At 65.7% G+C, this 15,883-nt stretch carries 23 protein-coding genes; 20 read left to right on the top strand and 3 right to left on the bottom strand.

The window, feature by feature from the left end:
* Positions 1–95: 95 nt before the first annotated feature.
* The 6 genes from DL238_RS00255 to DL238_RS15960 all read left to right on the top strand — a co-directional run bounded on the left by DL238_RS00255 (position 96) and on the right by DL238_RS15960 (position 4,676).
* Positions 96–1,274 carry an acyl-CoA dehydrogenase family protein gene (locus DL238_RS00255; RefSeq protein ID WP_115492679.1) on the top strand — a complete coding sequence of 393 codons (1,179 nt, stop codon included), beginning with the start codon at positions 96–98 and terminating at the stop codon, positions 1,272–1,274.
* A 140-nt stretch (positions 1,275–1,414) separates the two neighbouring features.
* Entirely contained in the window at positions 1,415–2,554 is a 1,140-nt protein-coding gene (locus DL238_RS00250; protein WP_115490434.1) for an acyl-CoA dehydrogenase family protein, read from the top strand.
* A 142-nt stretch (positions 2,555–2,696) separates the two neighbouring features.
* Positions 2,697–3,500, top strand: a complete 804-nt coding sequence (locus DL238_RS00245) for an SDR family oxidoreductase (protein WP_115492678.1) — start codon at positions 2,697–2,699, stop codon at positions 3,498–3,500.
* A gap of 417 nt (positions 3,501–3,917) precedes the next feature.
* Entirely contained in the window at positions 3,918–4,190 is a 273-nt protein-coding gene (locus DL238_RS00240) for a hypothetical protein (protein ID WP_115490433.1), read from the top strand.
* Between the two features lie 14 nt (positions 4,191–4,204).
* Positions 4,205–4,453, top strand: a complete 249-nt coding sequence (locus DL238_RS00235; RefSeq protein WP_115490432.1) for a hypothetical protein — start codon at positions 4,205–4,207, stop codon at positions 4,451–4,453.
* Between the two features lie 55 nt (positions 4,454–4,508).
* Entirely contained in the window at positions 4,509–4,676 is a 168-nt protein-coding gene (locus tag DL238_RS15960; protein ID WP_181883767.1) for a hypothetical protein, read from the top strand.
* A gap of 42 nt (positions 4,677–4,718) precedes the next feature.
* Here the strand turns inward: DL238_RS15960 and gmk are convergent, their stop codons facing one another.
* The 3 genes from gmk to DL238_RS00220 form a co-directional block, all read right to left on the bottom strand.
* Positions 4,719–5,369, bottom strand: a complete 651-nt coding sequence (gene gmk / locus DL238_RS00230; protein WP_115490431.1) for a guanylate kinase — start codon at positions 5,367–5,369, stop codon at positions 4,719–4,721.
* Positions 5,370–5,443: 74 nt separating this feature from the next.
* Complete coding sequence (locus DL238_RS00225; RefSeq protein WP_115490430.1) at positions 5,444–5,866, bottom strand: hypothetical protein; 423 nt, start codon at positions 5,864–5,866, stop codon at positions 5,444–5,446.
* A gap of 60 nt (positions 5,867–5,926) precedes the next feature.
* On the bottom strand, positions 5,927–6,439 hold the full coding sequence (locus tag DL238_RS00220) for an SspB family protein (RefSeq protein ID WP_115490429.1): 513 nt from the start codon (positions 6,437–6,439) through the stop codon (positions 5,927–5,929).
* Between the two features lie 86 nt (positions 6,440–6,525).
* Between DL238_RS00220 and hisB the strand changes: the two genes are divergently transcribed.
* The 14 genes from hisB (at position 6,526) to DL238_RS00150 (ending at position 15,781) form a co-directional block, all read left to right on the top strand.
* Complete coding sequence (gene hisB, locus DL238_RS00215; protein ID WP_115490428.1) at positions 6,526–7,119, top strand: imidazoleglycerol-phosphate dehydratase HisB; 594 nt, start codon at positions 6,526–6,528, stop codon at positions 7,117–7,119.
* Positions 7,112–7,729, top strand: a complete 618-nt coding sequence (gene hisH / locus DL238_RS00210; protein ID WP_115492677.1) for an imidazole glycerol phosphate synthase subunit HisH — start codon at positions 7,112–7,114, stop codon at positions 7,727–7,729. Before hisB ends, hisH begins: the two co-directional genes overlap by 8 nt.
* A 122-nt stretch (positions 7,730–7,851) precedes the next feature.
* Positions 7,852–8,586: a 1-(5-phosphoribosyl)-5-[(5-phosphoribosylamino)methylideneamino]imidazole-4-carboxamide isomerase gene (gene hisA / locus DL238_RS00205; RefSeq protein WP_115490427.1), complete on the top strand. Its 735-nt coding sequence runs from the start codon at positions 7,852–7,854 to the stop codon at positions 8,584–8,586.
* A complete protein-coding gene (locus DL238_RS00200) occupies positions 8,583–8,843 on the top strand; it encodes a hypothetical protein (protein WP_115490426.1) in 261 nt (86 codons plus the stop codon). The genes hisA and DL238_RS00200 overlap by 4 nt, the downstream gene beginning before the upstream one ends.
* Complete coding sequence (gene hisF / locus DL238_RS00195; RefSeq protein ID WP_115490425.1) at positions 8,840–9,724, top strand: imidazole glycerol phosphate synthase subunit HisF; 885 nt, start codon at positions 8,840–8,842, stop codon at positions 9,722–9,724. The genes DL238_RS00200 and hisF overlap by 4 nt, the downstream gene beginning before the upstream one ends.
* Positions 9,725–9,755: 31 nt before the next feature.
* A complete protein-coding gene (locus tag DL238_RS00190; protein ID WP_115490424.1) occupies positions 9,756–10,094 on the top strand; it encodes a phosphoribosyl-ATP diphosphatase in 339 nt (112 codons plus the stop codon).
* Positions 10,084–10,458 carry a histidine triad nucleotide-binding protein gene (locus DL238_RS00185; protein ID WP_115490423.1) on the top strand — a complete coding sequence of 125 codons (375 nt, stop codon included), beginning with the start codon at positions 10,084–10,086 and terminating at the stop codon, positions 10,456–10,458. Before DL238_RS00190 ends, DL238_RS00185 begins: the two co-directional genes overlap by 11 nt.
* Before the next feature lie 109 nt (positions 10,459–10,567).
* Positions 10,568–11,050 carry a YbgC/FadM family acyl-CoA thioesterase gene (locus DL238_RS00180; RefSeq protein ID WP_115490422.1) on the top strand — a complete coding sequence of 161 codons (483 nt, stop codon included), beginning with the start codon at positions 10,568–10,570 and terminating at the stop codon, positions 11,048–11,050.
* Complete coding sequence (tolQ, locus tag DL238_RS00175; RefSeq protein WP_181883766.1) at positions 11,051–11,770, top strand: protein TolQ; 720 nt, start codon at positions 11,051–11,053, stop codon at positions 11,768–11,770.
* 1 nt (position 11,771) lies between these two features.
* A complete protein-coding gene (locus DL238_RS00170; protein WP_115490421.1) occupies positions 11,772–12,215 on the top strand; it encodes an ExbD/TolR family protein in 444 nt (147 codons plus the stop codon).
* Between the two features lie 13 nt (positions 12,216–12,228).
* Complete coding sequence (locus tag DL238_RS00165) at positions 12,229–13,080, top strand: energy transducer TonB (RefSeq protein WP_115490420.1); 852 nt, start codon at positions 12,229–12,231, stop codon at positions 13,078–13,080.
* Between the two features lie 2 nt (positions 13,081–13,082).
* On the top strand, positions 13,083–14,510 hold the full coding sequence (tolB, locus tag DL238_RS00160; RefSeq protein ID WP_115490419.1) for a Tol-Pal system beta propeller repeat protein TolB: 1,428 nt from the start codon (positions 13,083–13,085) through the stop codon (positions 14,508–14,510).
* 75 nt (positions 14,511–14,585) lie between these two features.
* Entirely contained in the window at positions 14,586–15,095 is a 510-nt protein-coding gene (gene pal, locus DL238_RS00155) for a peptidoglycan-associated lipoprotein Pal (protein WP_115490418.1), read from the top strand.
* Between the two features lie 152 nt (positions 15,096–15,247).
* On the top strand, positions 15,248–15,781 hold the full coding sequence (locus tag DL238_RS00150) for a J domain-containing protein (protein WP_115490417.1): 534 nt from the start codon (positions 15,248–15,250) through the stop codon (positions 15,779–15,781).
* The last annotated feature ends 102 nt before the right edge of the window (positions 15,782–15,883 follow it).

Genomic DNA, 15,883 nt, shown 5'->3' with positions numbered 1-15,883 from the left:
CGCTTGCCGGAGGCCGCCGCTTGGCTTTACGAAGGCGTCAGCAACGCGACGCGGCAAGGGCAAGAAACCTCCGCCGCATGCCGAGGAGAGAGATGATGGCCGACCTGGATAGTTTCCGCCAAGAAACCCGCGCATGGCTCGAAGCCAATTGCCCGCCCGAAATGCGCAAGCCCGTGGAAGACGAGAACGACGTCTACTGGGGCGGGCGCAACGCCACGTTCAAGAACGACGCGCAGAAGGCGTGGTTCGAAGCATGCCGCGACAAGGGCTACACCGTGCCCGCATGGCCCAAGGAATATGGCGGCGCGGGCCTCTCGCCTGCCGAGGCCAAGGTGCTGCGCGAGGAAATGGCGCGGATCAACGCGCGCCCGCCGCTCAGTTCGTTCGGTATCTGGATGCTCGGCCCGGCGCTGCTGCACTTCGGCACCGAGGGCCAGAAGCAGCGCTTCCTCAACGAAATCGCGCGCGGCGAGATTCGCTGGTGCCAGGGCTATAGCGAGCCGGGCAGCGGATCGGATCTCGTCTCGATGCAGACCTATGGCGAGGACAAGGGCGATCACTGGATCGTCAACGGCCAGAAGATCTGGACCTCCTACGCCGACGAAGCCGACTGGATCTTCTGCCTCGTCCGCACGGACAAGGAGAACAAGTATCAGGGCATCACCTTCATGCTGTTCGACATGGCGGGCGACGGCGTCTCCACCAAGCCGATCAAGCTGATCAGCGGCAACAGCCCCTTCTGTGAAACCTTCATGGACGATGTGAAGGTGCCCAAGTCCTACGGCGAGGATATCCCGGCCTATGTCGGCGAGATCAATCGCGGGTGGGATGTTGCCAAGTATCTGCTGGGCCACGAGCGCGAGATGATCTCCGCCACCGGGGGCGGCGACCGTGCGTCTTCGCTCGGCGCCGTGACCAGCCGCCAGGGCGAGCTCGACCCCGTGCTGCGCGCGGAAATGGCGCTGTTCGATGTCGACGCGCTGTCCTTCACCGCGATGAGCGAGAAGTTCCTTGACGAGGTCAAGGTGGGCAAGGGCCATCCCGCTCAGCCCAACATGCTCAAATATGCCGGGACCGAGCTCAACAAGCGCCGGCACGAGCTGCTGATGGCGGCCGGCGGTTCGCGCGCTCTCGAATGGGAGAGCGAGGAGACCGAGCAGGGCAAGCCCGCCCGCAGCTGGCTGCGCACCAAGGCGAACTCGATCGAGGGCGGCACCAGCGAGGTGATGCTCAACGTGGTCGCCAAGCGCATTCTCGAACTGCCGGGGGCGTAACGGGAAAAGCCCTCTCCCCTTGAGGGGAGAGGGTTGGGAGAGGGGGCGGCTACGCTCCCTGGATCATGAACTTTAAAGGGCCGGGAAGGGCCAGTCCCCACTCCCCGGCCCTCTCCCCTGAAGGGGAGAGGGAGTAAAAGATGCCACTTTATTACGACGACGATCAGGCGATGCTGGCCGACAGCGCCAGCGATTTCATCCGCGAAGAGGGCGCGATCGCGAAGCAGCTGCGCCATTGGCGCGACCGCGACTGCAAGGACGGGTTCGGCCACGGACTGTGGGAGCAGTTCGGCGAAATGGGCTTCACCGGCATCCTGCTGCCCGAAGAGGACGGCGGGCTCGGCATGGGCCAGGTCGAGGCGAACATCGTGCTCGAGGAAATCGGCGCGAACCTCACCCCGTCGCCTTTCCTCAGCTCCTCGGTTCTTGCTGCCACCGCGCTCAAGCACGGCAGCGACGACACGCGCGGTCGCTGGCTGCCCGATCTGGTCGCGGGCAAGAACGTCTACGCCGTCGCGATCGACGAAGGCCCCAAGCACCGGCCCGAGACAATCGCCTGCAAGGCTGAGAAGTCGGGCAACGGCTTCAAACTGAGCGGCAAGAAAGACTTCGTGGTCTATGGCGCCAGTGCCGAGATGATCGTGGTCGCCGCGCGGACCTCGGGCAGCGACAGCGATGTGGACGGCATTACGCTGTTCGCGGTGCCGCAGGACGCGAACGGAATGAGCCACGACAGCGCGCGGCTGGTCGACAGCTCGATGGCGAGCCACATCACGTTCGACGGGGTGGAGCTTGATGGCGACGCCGTGATCGGCGAGGTCGACGGCGGGCGCGAGATTCTGAACGCCATGCTGCGCGCAGGCCGCGTCGGCGCGGCGGCGGAAGGCGTGGGCGTCGCGCGCGGCGCGATGGACATGACGGTCGACTACCTCAAGCAGCGCAAGCAGTTCGGCAAGCTGATCGGCGAATTCCAGGCCCTCCAGCACCGCGCCGCGCACCTCTATTCCGAAGTCGAGATCGCCCGCGCGGTGACCATCAAGGCCGCGCAGCTGGTCGACGCGGGCAGCGAGAAGGCGGACCTGATGACCTCGGTCGCCAAGGCGAAGGTCGCCAAGGCGGCGGGCCTCGCGGTCAAGGAAGGCGTGCAGATGCACGGCGGCATCGGCATGACCGACGAATACGACATCGGCCTCTACATGAAACGTGACCGCGCGCTGCAGGAGTTCCTCGGCGACATGTACTACCACGCGGGCCGCGTGGCGGAGTTGAGCGGGTATTGAATCGAGTTGTCCCTCCCGATCGCGGGAGGGGCCCGGGGGCCAGGATAACGCATTTCCCGTTCGTGGTGAGCCTGTCGAACCGCGAACGTTGCGCAGGGTCCGCCCTTCGACAGGCTCAGGATGAACGGAGCATACGGACATGATGAAACTCACCGACCTTTTCGGTCTCGAAGGCAAGATCGCGCTGGTTACCGGCGGTTCGCGCGGTATCGGCAAGATGATCGTCGAAGGCCTGCTGGAGGCAGGCTGCGCGCGCGTGTACATCGTGGCCCGCAAGAAGGAGCAGGTCGACGACACCAGCGCCGAACTGGGCGACAAGGTCATCGGCCTCGTCGGCGATTTGTCGCAGATGGACGGCATCCAGAAGCTGGCGGACGAGATCGCGAGCCGCGAGGACAAGCTGGACATCCTGGTCAACAACGCCGGTGCCGCCTGGGGCGAGCCGTTCGAGGATTTCACCGAGGCCGGCTGGCACCGCACGATGGACCTCAACCTCAAGACGCCCTTCTTCCTCACGCAGAAGCTGCACGGCCTGCTCAAGGCGGCGGCGACCGAAGAGCGTCCGGCCAAGGTGCTGATGATCGCCAGCATCGACGGGATGAAGAGCAACCCTTGGGAAACCTACCCTTACCAGGCGAGCAAGGCGGGCCTCATCCACCTGACGCGGCGCATGGCCGCGCGCCTCATCAAGGACGATATCGTCGTCAACGGCATCGGCCCTGGCGCCTTCCCGAGCGCGATGAACCGCGCGGCGCGCGACAGCGAGGATATCGTCAAGCGCGGCATCCCTTCGCGCCGCGTCGGCGTGACCGAGGATATGGCGGCAGGCGCGATCTACCTGCTGAGCCGGGCGGGCGATTACGTGGTCGGCACCACGATCCCGATCGACGGCGGCGTGGTCAACGCCAATGTCTCGGGCAATTTCGTCGATCCCGGCGGCGAGTGACCGAAGCCGTTACGGGGCGCTCTCGATAGCGTGCCGGATTAGAAAGCCGACCTTGCGAAAGCCCTCTGGAAACAGGGGGCTTTTTGCATCGGCATGTTTGGAGCGGACAACGCGATCCTGCCCACCGGTAGACGCTGTCCGGATTGCCGAAGCGCTGCTCTGCCCACCTGTCTTTCCCGAGAAATGACTTCCTGAGCCTTCGCCTCCTCCGCGAGATAGCTTCTTTTGGCTAGGCCGGTTGCACTAGCCGCTTCGCCTTATTTCTAAGGCCCGTCCGATAAAGGAGGTTTTTACTCAATCCACGGGGGCGCGGCAATTGTCGATCCGATCCGGGGGAGTCCGACGTGCATTTCCGCGCTTCGGAACGCGGGAAAGTCATGCCGGGTGCCCGCACCGGAAAGAAGAAGGAGAAGGCAAATGTACATGAACCACGCCGAGTTCGCTTGCGCGGGCGGCATTCAGGATCTCAGCTTCGGTGAAGTCGACCTCGTCGGGGGTGCCGACTTTGCCGGCGATGTTAGAGATACCATGACCTGGGTGGGTCTCGGAGCAGCAGCAGTAGCAGCGGGTGCTGCGATGGCGGCTCCTCCCACCGCGGGAGCGAGCGCACCTGTGGCCGCTGGTGCGGGTATTGTCGCAGGCGCAGCCATGGTCGTGGCGGGTGTCGCCGGTCTCATGTCCGACGATTGAAGGAAAATATTATCATGACCTATCTTAACCATACGACTTCGAACCAGGGCACCTCGATTGCCGCGCTCAGCAATGATGAAATCCTCGCAATTTCGGGCGGCGGTGACGGGGAAGACCTAGCGACGATTGCGACCGGGCTCTTCACAATGGCTGCGGGCGCGGCAGCTCTCGGTGTTACCGCACCTGCCGCGCCGGTGCTGGCGGCAGCGGGCGCGACCGCTGCGATGCTCGCTTTCGCGGCGGAAGCCTTCGAAGTCGACTGACATCAGTTGGCGGGCGCTTCTTTGGGGGAGCGCCCGCCTCCGACGGAGATTGGAAATGACGACATCGCTTCAAAAGAACATCGCGTCCTTGCTGCTGATCGCATCGGGACTGTTTCTCATACTGAACATCGCCTTTTCCTGGCATTATGATTCGGCGGCCTGGATTCTGGCCGGTATGTCCTGGTTGTTCTTCGGTTACTGGAAGCTCACCAACCGGAAATAACGGGGGGCTCGAACGGTCTTTGCGATGTGACGGACATAGTTGCTAGCGCATCAGATTGCGCACGAAATCGATCAGGCCGGTCTGGCGCTGGCGCTTCATCCGCTCTGCTTCGAGGATTTCGCGCACCTTGGCGAAGCATGCGTCGACATCGTCGTTGACGACGACGTAGTCGTAGCCGTCCCAGTGGCTGATTTCCGCACGGGCGCGGTCCATCCGGGCCGCGATTACCTCGGCGCTGTCGGTGCCGCGTCCGGTCAGCCTGCGCTGCAGTTCCTCGAGGCTCGGCGGCAGGATGAAGACCCGTACCACGTCCTGCTGGTCCTTCTGGTAGAGCTGCTGCGTGCCCTGCCAGTCGATGTCGAAGAGGAAGTCCTGCCCGTCCTTCAGCGCGCTGCGGATATGGCCCTTGGGCGTGCCGTAGCGATGGCCGAAGACATGGGCCCATTCGTAGAAGCCGTCTTCTTCCAGCAGGCGGTCGAACTCCGCATCGTCGACGAAGTGGTAATGCACCCCGTCCTCCTCGCCCTTGCGCATGGGGCGCGTGGTGGCGGAGACCGACAGCATGATCGCCGGATCGGCCTCCAGCAACATGTTGGAAATCGTCGTCTTGCCTGCGCCCGAGGGGGAGGACAGGATGAACATCAGCCCCCGGCGGTGCAGGGTATCGGGATCGGTGCGGGAAGCTTCGGCCATGAACGCCTTTGGCCCCTGGCCACAGGTCAGATCAACCCTTCGCGTGGTCTACTTCCCCCGCGCGCGTGCCGGGATCAGTCCTTGGCGGCGTCTTCGAGGATCTGCGCATCGCCCTTGGCGCGCGCTTTCCCGGCCTGTCGCCGGTCGTACAGCGTCTTGGCGAGCATGCCGCTGCCGACCATGATGGCCCCGGTGGAGGACCGTGCAGCCACTTTCGACAATACGAACGCGGTCAGCGTCGAGCCAAGGCCCTGATTCTCGACCGCAGCATCGGCGGTCTCCTTCCCGTAGCGATTGCGAAGCATCCGCTTGTCGACCGCCTTGCGCAACAGGATCGAGCCGAAGCGCACGATCGCGTTGGCCATGATCAGGTTGCTGGCGGGATTGGGCGAGGGGCCAGTGGCCTCGACAGGTTCGCCGCGCGCGCGCGCCTGGCCGCGGGCTACTTTCCTGCGCAGTTCGTCTTTCCTGCGCAGTTCGTCACGGCGTTTGCTCATGGTGTCTTCCGGTGCCCCCGTGGCTGAAAGCTCGGCGGGCCGGACCGGCTGCGTCGGAGCTTATTTCTTGCGGCCGAAATCGACCGTGACGACATTCGAGCCGTCCTCGTTCGTTCCAACGGTTTCGCCGCCCTCGCGTTCCGCGTCGTCGGCACCGTCGTTCTCGGCCGGATCGGTCTTCGTGGGAGGCTCTTCGGCGGCCGCCGCCTGGAACTGCAGGCCGAAATCGACCGCCGGATCGACGAAGGCGGTGATCGCGGCGAAGGGCACCATGAGGTGCGAGGAGATCTTGTTGAAGCTCAGCCCCACCGAAAAGCCGACGTCGGTCACGTTAAGGTCCCAGAACTTGTTCTGGAGCACGATGGTCATCTCGTCCGGGAAGCGCGCGCGCAGGTGGTCGGGAATCTCGACCCCGGGCACACCGGTCTTGAAGGTGATGTAGAAATGGTGGTTGCCGGGCAGCGTGCCGCCGCCCGCCTCGATCTCGCCCAGCACGCTGCCGACCACGGCGCGCAGGGCCTCCTGCACGATCTGGTCGTAGGGGATCAGGCTGTCGGGTGCGTCGTCAGTCATATCGGGGTTTAGGTGAAGGGGAGCGCGCGTCCGGTCAAGCGCAGAATGCTTGCGCACGGGCGCGCCGCCCGATAGCGCGCACACCCATGCGCACAGGACTGATCGAGCGAGACACCCAGGAAACCCGGATCCGCGTCGCGGTGAATCTGGACGGCACGGGCACTTACGACGTCCATACCGGGATCGGCTTTCTCGATCACATGGTGGAGCAGTTCTCGAAGCATTCGCTGATCGATGTCGAGATGCGCGTCGACGGCGACCTGCATGTCGACCAGCACCACACGACCGAGGACAGCGCGATCGCGCTGGGCCAGGCGCTGTCCGATGCGCTGGGCGACAAGGGCGGCATCGCGCGTTACGGCCAGGCCTTCTCGCCGATGGACGAGACGCTGGCGCGCGTGGCGCTCGATATCTCGGGCCGGCCCTACTGCGTCTGGCGGGCAGGCTTCAGCCAGCCCCGGCTGGGCGAATGGGACACCGAACTGATCGAGCACTGGTTCGGTTCGGTCGCGCAGACCGCGGGCCTGACCCTGCATATCGAGCTGCTCTATGGCAGCAACAACCACCATATCTGCGAGGCGATCTACAAGGGCTTCGCGCGCGCCATGCGCCAGGCGGTCGAGATCGATCCGCGCAAGGGCGGGGCGGTGCCCAGCACCAAGGGGATCCTTGGTGGCTGAGACTGTCGCGCTGATCGATTACGGCGCGGGCAACCTGCATTCGGTCGACAACGCGCTGGCCCGGGTCGGCGCGAAAGTGCAGCTCGTGGCCGATGGCGATGCGCTCGCGAAGGCGGAGCGGATCGTGCTGCCCGGCGTGGGCGCGTTCGGGGCGTGCTACGAGGGGCTCGCGAGGCTGCCGGACATGATCGAGGCGCTGGAGAGCCGCGTGCTGCGCGATGGCGTGCCCTTCCTCGGCATCTGCGTCGGCATGCAACTGCTCGCGACCCGCGGGCTCGAGCATGGCGAGACGCCGGGCCTCGGCTGGATCGGCGGCGAGGTGCGGGCGCTGGAGCCGTCCGAACACGTGAAGGTGCCGCACATGGGCTGGAACGATGTGGTCGTGGCCGACGATGCGAGCGGGCTGGTCCATCCGGGCGAGGCCTATTTCCTGCATTCCTACGCCATCGATGTCGCGGACGAAGCGCATGTCGCAGCGCGCACCGACCATGGCGGATCGGTGACGGCGGCGGTAGCGCGCGACAATATCCTCGGCGTGCAGTTCCACCCGGAAAAGAGCCAGGCCTACGGGCTGGCGCTGCTCGAGAGGTTTTTGAAGTGGCGACCGTGAGAAGAAAGGTAGAACCGCTCGCCCTGAGCCTGTCGAAGGGCTGTTCTTTTCCTTGGTCGCGATCGGCTCGAAGAAAAATGCAGGGCTTCGACAGGCTCAGCCCGAGCGGGATTAGGAGGTAAGTGCCAGTGATCATCTTCCCCGCCATCGACCTCAAGGGCGGCCAGGTCGTCCGCCTCGCCGAGGGCGATATGGACCGCGCGACCGTCTACGGCGACGATCCGGGCGAACAGGCCGCGCGCTTCGCGATGGCCGGTGCGAGCTGGCTGCATGTCGTCGACCTCGACGGAGCTTTCGCAGGCGAGCCGGTCAATGCGCATGCGGTCGAAGCCATCCTGCGCCGCTTCCCCGGCAAGGTCCAGCTGGGCGGCGGAATCCGCACGCGCGAAGGCGCGGAGCGGTGGCTGGAGCTGGGCGTGGCGCGGATCGTGATCGGAACCGCGGCGCTCAAGGACCCCAAACTGGTCAAGGCGCTCGCGGCGGATCATCCGGGCAAGGTCGTGGTCGCGGTCGATGCGCGCGACGGCATGGTCGCGACCGAGGGCTGGGCGAGCGTCTCCGACTTGGCCGTAGAAGACCTTGCGCGCCGGTTCGAGGATGCGGGCGTCGCCGCGCTGCTGTTCACCGATATCGGCCGCGACGGCCTGCTCAAGGGCTGCAATGTCGAGGCGACGCTGGCGCTGGCCAAGGCGCAATCGCTACCCGTGATCGCCAGCGGCGGCGTCGCGGGGATCGAGGATATCCGCGCGCTCGCGCCCCACGCGAAGGACGGGATCGAAGGCGTGATTACCGGTCGCGCGCTCTACGACGGGCGGCTCGACCTCGCCGAGGCGCTGCGGGTGGGAGCGATGGTTTGACCATCGCCAATATCGCCTTGCTCGCCGTGTTCGTGATGCTGGCCGTCGCCACCATCGACGCGGTGCGGGGCAGGACCGGGCTGGGGAAGTTCCGGCTGAGCAAGACGGACGAGGACCCGACCCGCTTCTGGTTTGCGATCGTGCTCTATATCAATATGGCGATCGGCATGTTCTGGCTCGCTGGGCAGGTGCGGGACGACGCGCCGCAAGAAAGCGCAGACGCCCCTGCCGTCACGACGACGAGGGCCTCGGCATGACCGTCCGCGTCCGCGTCATCCCCTGTCTCGACGTGGCCGAGGGCCGCGTGGTCAAGGGCGTCAACTTCGTCGATCTACGCGATGCGGGCGATCCGGTCGAGCAGGCGCATGCCTACGACCTCGCCGGGGCGGACGAGCTGTGCTTCCTCGACATTTCTGCCAGTCACGAAGGGCGCGCGACATTGGTCGATATCGTCCGGCGTACGGCCGAGGTCTGCTTCATGCCGCTTACCGTGGGCGGCGGCGTGCGCAGCGTCGAGGATGCGCGTGCGCTGCTGCTGGCGGGAGCGGACAAGGTCGCGATCAATTCGGCCGCCGTGGCGCGGCCTGAGCTGGTGGGCGAGATCGCGCAGCGCATGGGCAGCCAGTGCGTTGTGGCGAGCGTGGATGCCAGAAGGGTGGTATCCCCCTCCCGACCCGCTCACTCTGAGCCTGTCGAAGGGTCGCACTTTTCTTCCGAAGAAAAGGACGGTGCTTCGACAAGCTCAGCACGAGCGGGATTGGGTAAGTGGGAGATATATACCCATGGCGGCCGCCGCGCGACCGGGATCGACGCGCTCGAGCACGCCACGAAGCTGGCGCAGCTGGGCGCGGGCGAACTGCTCGTCACCTCGATGGATCGCGACGGGACCAAGGATGGCTACGACCTCGAACTGACCCGGATGATCGCCGATGCGGTCGATGTGCCAGTGATCGCCAGCGGCGGGGTCGGTACGCTCGATCACATGGTCGCCGGCGTGCGCGATGGCCATGCGAGCGCCGTGCTCGCCGCCAGCATCTTTCACTTCGGGCAGCATACCATCGCGCAGGCGCAGGGCGCGCTGCGCGATGCAGGCCTGCCCGCGCGCCACCCGGAACCACCCTTCGCAGCGCGCGGTTGAGCGTGCAAATAACCCGAAAGAGACGCAATATATGGACACTCTCGCCCGCCTCGAACAGGTCATCCTCGAACGTCGCAATTGCGACCCGGAGACGAGCTATGTTGCGCTGATGAAGCGTGAGGGACGCCCGATGATGGCCCGCAAGCTGGGCGAGGAAGCGGTCGAGGCGGTGGTCGCCGCGCTTTCGGGCAGCGACGAGGATCTGGTCGGCGAAGCGGCGGACGTGCTGTTCCACCTGATGGCGCTGCTCGCCGATCGCGAGATCGTCCTGGCCGACGTGCTCGCCGAGCTGGAGCGGCGCGAAGGCATCTCCGGGATCGAGGAGAAAGCCGGTCGCCCGAATGAAAAGGAGAACGCCCGTGCCGATTGATCCGACCGCGCCTTACGAGGACGACAATATCTTCGCGAAGATCCTGCGCGGCGATATCCCGTGCACCAAGGTGTACGAGGACGAATGGGCCTTCGCGTTCGAGGATATCGCCCCGCAGGCGGAAATCCACACGCTGGTGATACCCAAGGGCAAGTATGTCAGCTGGGACGATTTCTCGGAAAAAGCATCGGACGAGGAGATCGCGGGCCTGGTCCGCGCGGTCGGCATCGTGGCGCGGGCCAAGGGCCTGGTCGAGCCCGGCTATCGCCTGCTTGCAAATGTGGGCGAGAATGGCGGGCAGGAAGTGCCGCACTTCCACGTGCATATCTTCGGCGGGCAGAAGCTGGGCCGGATGATCGCCTGATTATCCGCGCATTTCGGTCGCGCGCCACGGCGAAACGCTCCGCCTGTGCGACAGGGGATGCGTTTGTGATTGCCGCCGCGACTCGCTTTCCGGTAAAGGCGCGACCCGCATGACCGACGCATCCGATCCTTTGCAGCCCACACCGCCGGGTGGCGTCTTCGACGGGACGACGCATCTCTACGCGGTGCGCGCCTATTACGAGGACACCGATCTTTCGGGCATCGTGTACCATGCCAATTACCTTCGCTGGTTCGAGCGCGCGCGGTCCGACGTGCTGCGAATGCTCGGGATCGACCAGCGCGCCGCGATCGAAAGTGGTGGCGGCGCCTATGCAGTGGCCGATGTTCAGCTGCGCTACCTGCGCCCCGCACGGCTCGACGACGATATCGTCATTCATACGCGGTGCAGCGAACTGAAGGCAGCGAGCGTGCGGATGGCACAGGAAGCGAAGCGCGATGGCGAAACGATCTGCACCGCGTATCTGCGCGTCGGCTTCATCGCGCCCGACGGCCGCCCGCGCCGCCAGCCCGAGGCGTGGCGCGACGCCTTCAAAAAGATTCTCGATACGACATCCCAAGGGGAGCATGCCTGAATGATTGCCTTCGACCTGCTAGCCGCCGCGACGCCTGCGGCTTTGCCGGCCGCGCCGACCCGGCTCGAACCCGTGGAGCTGTTCCTCGACGCCGATATCGTCGTCCAGGCGGTGATGGCGGGCCTGTTGCTCGCATCGATCTGGAGCTGGATGATCATCATCTCCTTCGCCACGAAGATCGGCGGCGCGAAGAAACGTGCGGCCAAGTTCGAGAAGGATTTCTGGGCGTCCGAGAATTACGAGGAAACGCTCGACGCCTATCGCGATCGCGATGTTGCCCCGGCGCGGATCGCGTGGGGTGCGATCACCGAGTGGAAGAAGTCGACAAAGGGCGGGGTCAAGGACGTGCGCGGCGCGCAGGCCCGCATCGCGGCGGTGATGGACAGCCATGTCGCCGAAGAGGCGGACCGGCTGGCCGGACGCCTCAACTTCCTTGCCACGCTCGGCTCGGTTGCGCCCTTCGTGGGCCTGTTCGGCACCGTGTGGGGCATCATGAACAGCTTCTTCCAGATCGGCGCGCAGCAGAATTCCTCGCTCGCCGTGGTCGCTCCGGGGATTTCCGAAGCGCTGTTCGCAACCGCGATCGGGCTGTTCGCGGCGATCCCCGCGGTTATCGCCTACAACCGTTTCGGCGCGAGCGTGAACCGCTACGAGGCGATCCTCCAGCGCTTCGCCGACCGCTTCAACGCCAATCTCGGCCGCGAGCTGGAGCGCGTCTGACATGGCGATGGGCGTCCATACCCAAAAGCGCGGGCGCAATGCCAAGCGCGCGCCGATGGCGGAGATCAACGTTACCCCGCTGGTCGACGTGATGCTGGTGCTGCTGATCATCTTCATGGTCACCGCCCCGCTGATGACGGCGGGCGTGCCGGTCGACCTGCCCGACAGCCGCGCCAATGCGCTGCCGCAGGAGACCGACCCGCTCGACGTGGCGATTGCCGGTGACGGCACGATCTATGTCGGTGAGGATGCGGTTCCGCAGGGTCAGCTCGGCGCGGCGCTGGCCACCGCGAGCGAGGGCGTGTCCTGCTCGGAGCGCGAAGTGATCCTGCGCGCCGATCGCACGCTCGACTACGGGCGCGTGATGGGCGTGATGGGCGAATTGAACCGGATGGGCTGCAATTCGATCTCGCTGGTCACCAACAGTTCAAGTCAGTCGCTTTAGCGCCGGAGACCGGATGCAGGCGAAATCCTTTTCTGGCCCCGATGCCGTAGCGCTGATTGTCGCGGTAGCGCTGCACGCGCTGCTGGTGGCGCTGCTGCTGCTTCAGGGCGCGACGCGCGCGCCGCCGCCCGAGCCGGAGCGGATCACCGTGAATTTTGCGGAGGAGGTCGGGATGACGTCCGCCGCGCCTGATCCGGTGCGTGAATCGCAAGCCTCGGTCGCGCCAGAACTGGGCGAAAGCGCGCCGCCGCCGATCGAATACGCGCCGCCGCCACCGCTTCCCGCACCGGTGCCGCAGCCGACCAGCGCGCCTGCCCCCCAGCCGCGGCCGGCACCGCGCGCCACCAGCCGCCCGCAGCCGCGCCCGACCGCGCGCGCGAGCAGCCGCCCCGAACCTCGCCCGACCAGCCGCGCGACATCCTCCGCACCGCGGCCCGAACCCACGCGCGAGGCGCGCCGATCGGGCGGCAGCCGCGTGGGCAGCGATTTCCTGGCAGGTGCGGGCGAGTCCACCAGATCGAGCGACACGCGTGTCCCCGCATCGCAGGTCGGGGCCAGCGCGCGCGCGAGCATCGCGGCTGCGATTTCTCGCCAATTGAAACCGCACTGGGCGCCGCCCAGCGGCCCGGACGCCGAGAAGATCGTCAGCGTGATTGCTTGGCAGATGAACGAGGATGGTTCGCTCGCGGGCCGCCCCCGACTTGTGCGCCAGACCGGCATCAACGATACCAATCGCGCGCAGGCCGAACGCCATGCGGAGCAGGCCATTCGCGCGGTCCAATTGGCGGCCCCCTTCGATTTGCCGCCCGAATATTATAACGCGTGGAAAAACGTTTCCGCCTTCAGCTTCGACTGGAACCTGTAATCATGACCCCTCGCACGCTGTTCTCCATCGCGCTCGCCACCTTGCTGGTGGCCAGCCCGAATGTGGCATTCGCCCAGAACGAAGATCTCAGCAGCCCGCCGCCTGCGGGCGGCGAGGTCGAGACCGTACAGACCGAAGGAAGCGAGGCGAGCGAGGACACAGGCGGGCTGACCGGCTCGGTCTCGTTCGAGGGAAGCCTCGACAACCTGCAGCTTGCCATCCCTGCCTTTGCGGCGGAGCGTGACGTGGCGACCGCCGCCAATGCACGCGGCACCGCGGCGCTGGGGGAGGAGCTCGCCCGCGTCGTGACCGCCGATCTTGAGAACAACGGCCTGTTCGATCCGACCGGGCCCGACGCGCTGCCCAAGCCATCCTACCCGCAGATCACCGATCCGGTGTGGGGCATGTGGAGCATGCGCGGCGCCGAAATGCTGGTGCAGGGCTATGTCCGCCCGCGCGCCGACGGGCGGCTGGTCGTCGGCTGCTACCTCTACGATGTCGCCCTGCGGGACGAACTCGTGCGCTCGGGCTGGGTCGTGCCGCCGTCCGACTGGCGGCGCGCGGCGCACAAATGCGCCGACCTCATCTATTCGCGCCTGACCGGGGAAAGCCCGTTCTTCGACAGCCGGATCGCCTATATCGCGGAGACGGGCCCCAAGGATAACCGGACCAAGCGGCTGGCCATCATGGACAGCGACGGCGCGAACCACCGCTTCATCACGACCGGCCGTGCGACCGCGCTGACCCCGCGTTACTCGCCCGATTACCGCAAGCTGATGTACCTGAGCTATGTCGACGGCAATCCGCGCATCTACATCTACGACATCGGTACGGGCAGCCAGACGCTGGTGACCGAGAGTGCGAACCCCACCTTCGCCCCCCGCTGGAGCCCCGACGGGCGCTGGGTGCTCTATTCGATGGCGGTCAACGGGAACACGGATATCTATCGCGTGTCTGCGCAGGGCGGAGCGAGCGAGCGGCTGACCACTGCGCCGGGCATCGACGTGGGCGGATCCTACTCGCCCGACGGCAGCCGGATCGTGTTCGAAAGCGACCGCTCGGGCGAACAGCAGATCTACATGATGAACGCCGACGGATCGGACCAGAAGCGGATCACCTTCTTCGGCGGCCGCGCGGCGACGCCCGAATGGAGCCCGCGCGGCGACCAGATAGCATTCACCTACATCCCCGGCGATTTCAATGTCGCCACGATGAGCCCCAGCGGCGGCAATTTCCGCAAGCTGACCGACGGCTGGCAGGACGAGGCCCCGACCTGGGCGCCGAACGGCCGCGTGCTGCAGTTCTTCCGGACCGAGCGCAACACGGGCCGCACCGCGATCTACCAGGTCGATCTGACCGGCGACAACCTGCGTCGCCTGCCCACTCCGGTCGATGCATCCGACCCGGCCTGGGGACCGATCCTGCCCTAGGGCGTTGGAACTGAACACACCGATTTCGTGGGGTCGCACCGACGAAGAAGAAGGCCATCTTGTAAGGAGAGACCAATGAACGCGCATTTCAAGTTTGCGATTGTCCTTGCCGCCACGGCGTCGCTTGCGGCCTGCAAATCGGGCACGCCGGAAGAGCTTCCGCCCGAGCCGGGCGTGAGCCAGCCGACCAATCCGGGCACCAGCGGCCCGACCGACGGCGTCGGCACGCAGCAGCATTTCGTGAATGCGGTGAACGGCCAGAACGTCATCTATTTCGACACCGACCGCTACAACATTGACACCGCCGATGCGGCCGCACTTCAGACGCAGGCGCAGTACCTGTCGCAGTATCCGAACCTGCGCGTCACGATCGAAGGCCATGCCGACGAGCGCGGCACGCGCGACTACAACCTCGCGCTGGGCGAGCGCCGGGCCAATGCGGCGAAGAACTACCTCGTCAGCCTCGGCATTGCGGCCAACCGCGTTCGCACGGTGAGCTATGGCGAGGAACGCCCGGTCGCGACCGCCTCCACGCCCGAGGCCTGGGCGCAGAACCGCCGCGCGGTGACCGTGGTCATCAACTAGGGTGGTCATGAACTAGAGGCGCGAGCCTTCTGAATTCAGGGGGCGGGCGGTCCGGCTGGGATCGCCCGCCCCTTTTTTGTTCGCCCCCCTTTTTGTTCGTTCCTTGGGCGACGCAAGGTTGAAGGAACGGGCTGGAGCCCTAAACTGGACCAATGGCAAGACCGCGCAGATCGAACGACTGGGGTTTCCCGCGCTGGCGTGGCTACGAGGAAAGCCGCGAGGCCGCGACCGTGCGCCTGTGCGATCGCCACGGCTGCGACGAACGGGGCGATTGCCCCGCGCCCAAGTCGCCGAACAATCCGGACCGCTGGTACTTCTGCCAGAAACACGCGGCGGAATATAATTCGAAGTGGGATTATTTCGAAGGACTGGAGAAGGCCGAAGCGGCCGAACGCGCCCGTACGGAACAGCGCGACAATGCAGGCTATGCCGAAGCCTCGCACTATAGCTGGGGCGGGTCGGGCGACGGAACCCGCTCTGCCGACGAGATGCGCGCGCTCGATGCGCTCGAGCTTGAATCGGACGCGGATTTCGCGGCCATCAAGCGGGCGTGGCGCGAAAAGGCCAAGACCGTTCATCCCGACGTGAAGCCGGGCGACAAGGAAGCAGCGGCCGAGTTCCAGAAGCTTCAGCTTGCCTACGAGGTCCTCAAGGCCGCAGAAGCGCGGCGCGAATGGCACGGTTAGGCGGACAAACGCACAGCTTCACGAAAGAGTAATCCGCACGACGCGGATCGGTCACGCAGCGGTCCTAACGCCCCTTCGCAATCGCAGCACAGGGGTCTCAAT

The sequence above is a fragment of the Alteriqipengyuania lutimaris genome, assembly GCF_003363135.1.
Taxonomy (GTDB): domain Bacteria; phylum Pseudomonadota; class Alphaproteobacteria; order Sphingomonadales; family Sphingomonadaceae; genus Alteriqipengyuania; species Alteriqipengyuania lutimaris.
The sequence above is the reverse complement of the archived record's forward strand: the minus strand, read 5'-3'. Positions and strand labels throughout refer to the sequence as shown.

What these genes read in the sequence shown, in the direction of transcription:
- DL238_RS00165 (WP_115490420.1), top strand. Translation starts at nt 12,229, where the DNA reads ATGCAGGCGAAATCCTTTTCTGGCCCCGATGCCGTAGCGCTGATTGTC.
- hisB (WP_115490428.1), top strand. Translation starts at nt 6,526, where the DNA reads ATGCGCACAGGACTGATCGAGCGAGACACCCAGGAAACCCGGATCCGC.
- tolQ (WP_181883766.1), top strand. Translation starts at nt 11,051, where the DNA reads ATGATTGCCTTCGACCTGCTAGCCGCCGCGACGCCTGCGGCTTTGCCG.
- DL238_RS00250 (WP_115490434.1), top strand. Translation starts at nt 1,415, where the DNA reads ATGCCACTTTATTACGACGACGATCAGGCGATGCTGGCCGACAGCGCC.
- hisF (WP_115490425.1), top strand. Translation starts at nt 8,840, where the DNA reads ATGACCGTCCGCGTCCGCGTCATCCCCTGTCTCGACGTGGCCGAGGGC.
- tolB (WP_115490419.1), top strand. Translation starts at nt 13,083, where the DNA reads ATGACCCCTCGCACGCTGTTCTCCATCGCGCTCGCCACCTTGCTGGTG.
- DL238_RS15960 (WP_181883767.1), top strand. Translation starts at nt 4,509, where the DNA reads ATGACGACATCGCTTCAAAAGAACATCGCGTCCTTGCTGCTGATCGCA.
- DL238_RS00220 (WP_115490429.1), bottom strand. Translation starts at nt 6,439, where the DNA reads ATGACTGACGACGCACCCGACAGCCTGATCCCCTACGACCAGATCGTG.
- DL238_RS00240 (WP_115490433.1), top strand. Translation starts at nt 3,918, where the DNA reads ATGTACATGAACCACGCCGAGTTCGCTTGCGCGGGCGGCATTCAGGAT.
- DL238_RS00255 (WP_115492679.1), top strand. Translation starts at nt 96, where the DNA reads ATGGCCGACCTGGATAGTTTCCGCCAAGAAACCCGCGCATGGCTCGAA.
- pal (WP_115490418.1), top strand. Translation starts at nt 14,586, where the DNA reads ATGAACGCGCATTTCAAGTTTGCGATTGTCCTTGCCGCCACGGCGTCG.
- DL238_RS00180 (WP_115490422.1), top strand. Translation starts at nt 10,568, where the DNA reads ATGACCGACGCATCCGATCCTTTGCAGCCCACACCGCCGGGTGGCGTC.
- DL238_RS00190 (WP_115490424.1), top strand. Translation starts at nt 9,756, where the DNA reads ATGGACACTCTCGCCCGCCTCGAACAGGTCATCCTCGAACGTCGCAAT.
- DL238_RS00225 (WP_115490430.1), bottom strand. Translation starts at nt 5,866, where the DNA reads ATGAGCAAACGCCGTGACGAACTGCGCAGGAAAGACGAACTGCGCAGG.
- gmk (WP_115490431.1), bottom strand. Translation starts at nt 5,369, where the DNA reads ATGGCCGAAGCTTCCCGCACCGATCCCGATACCCTGCACCGCCGGGGG.
- DL238_RS00150 (WP_115490417.1), top strand. Translation starts at nt 15,248, where the DNA reads ATGGCAAGACCGCGCAGATCGAACGACTGGGGTTTCCCGCGCTGGCGT.
- DL238_RS00170 (WP_115490421.1), top strand. Translation starts at nt 11,772, where the DNA reads ATGGCGATGGGCGTCCATACCCAAAAGCGCGGGCGCAATGCCAAGCGC.
- DL238_RS00245 (WP_115492678.1), top strand. Translation starts at nt 2,697, where the DNA reads ATGAAACTCACCGACCTTTTCGGTCTCGAAGGCAAGATCGCGCTGGTT.
- DL238_RS00235 (WP_115490432.1), top strand. Translation starts at nt 4,205, where the DNA reads ATGACCTATCTTAACCATACGACTTCGAACCAGGGCACCTCGATTGCC.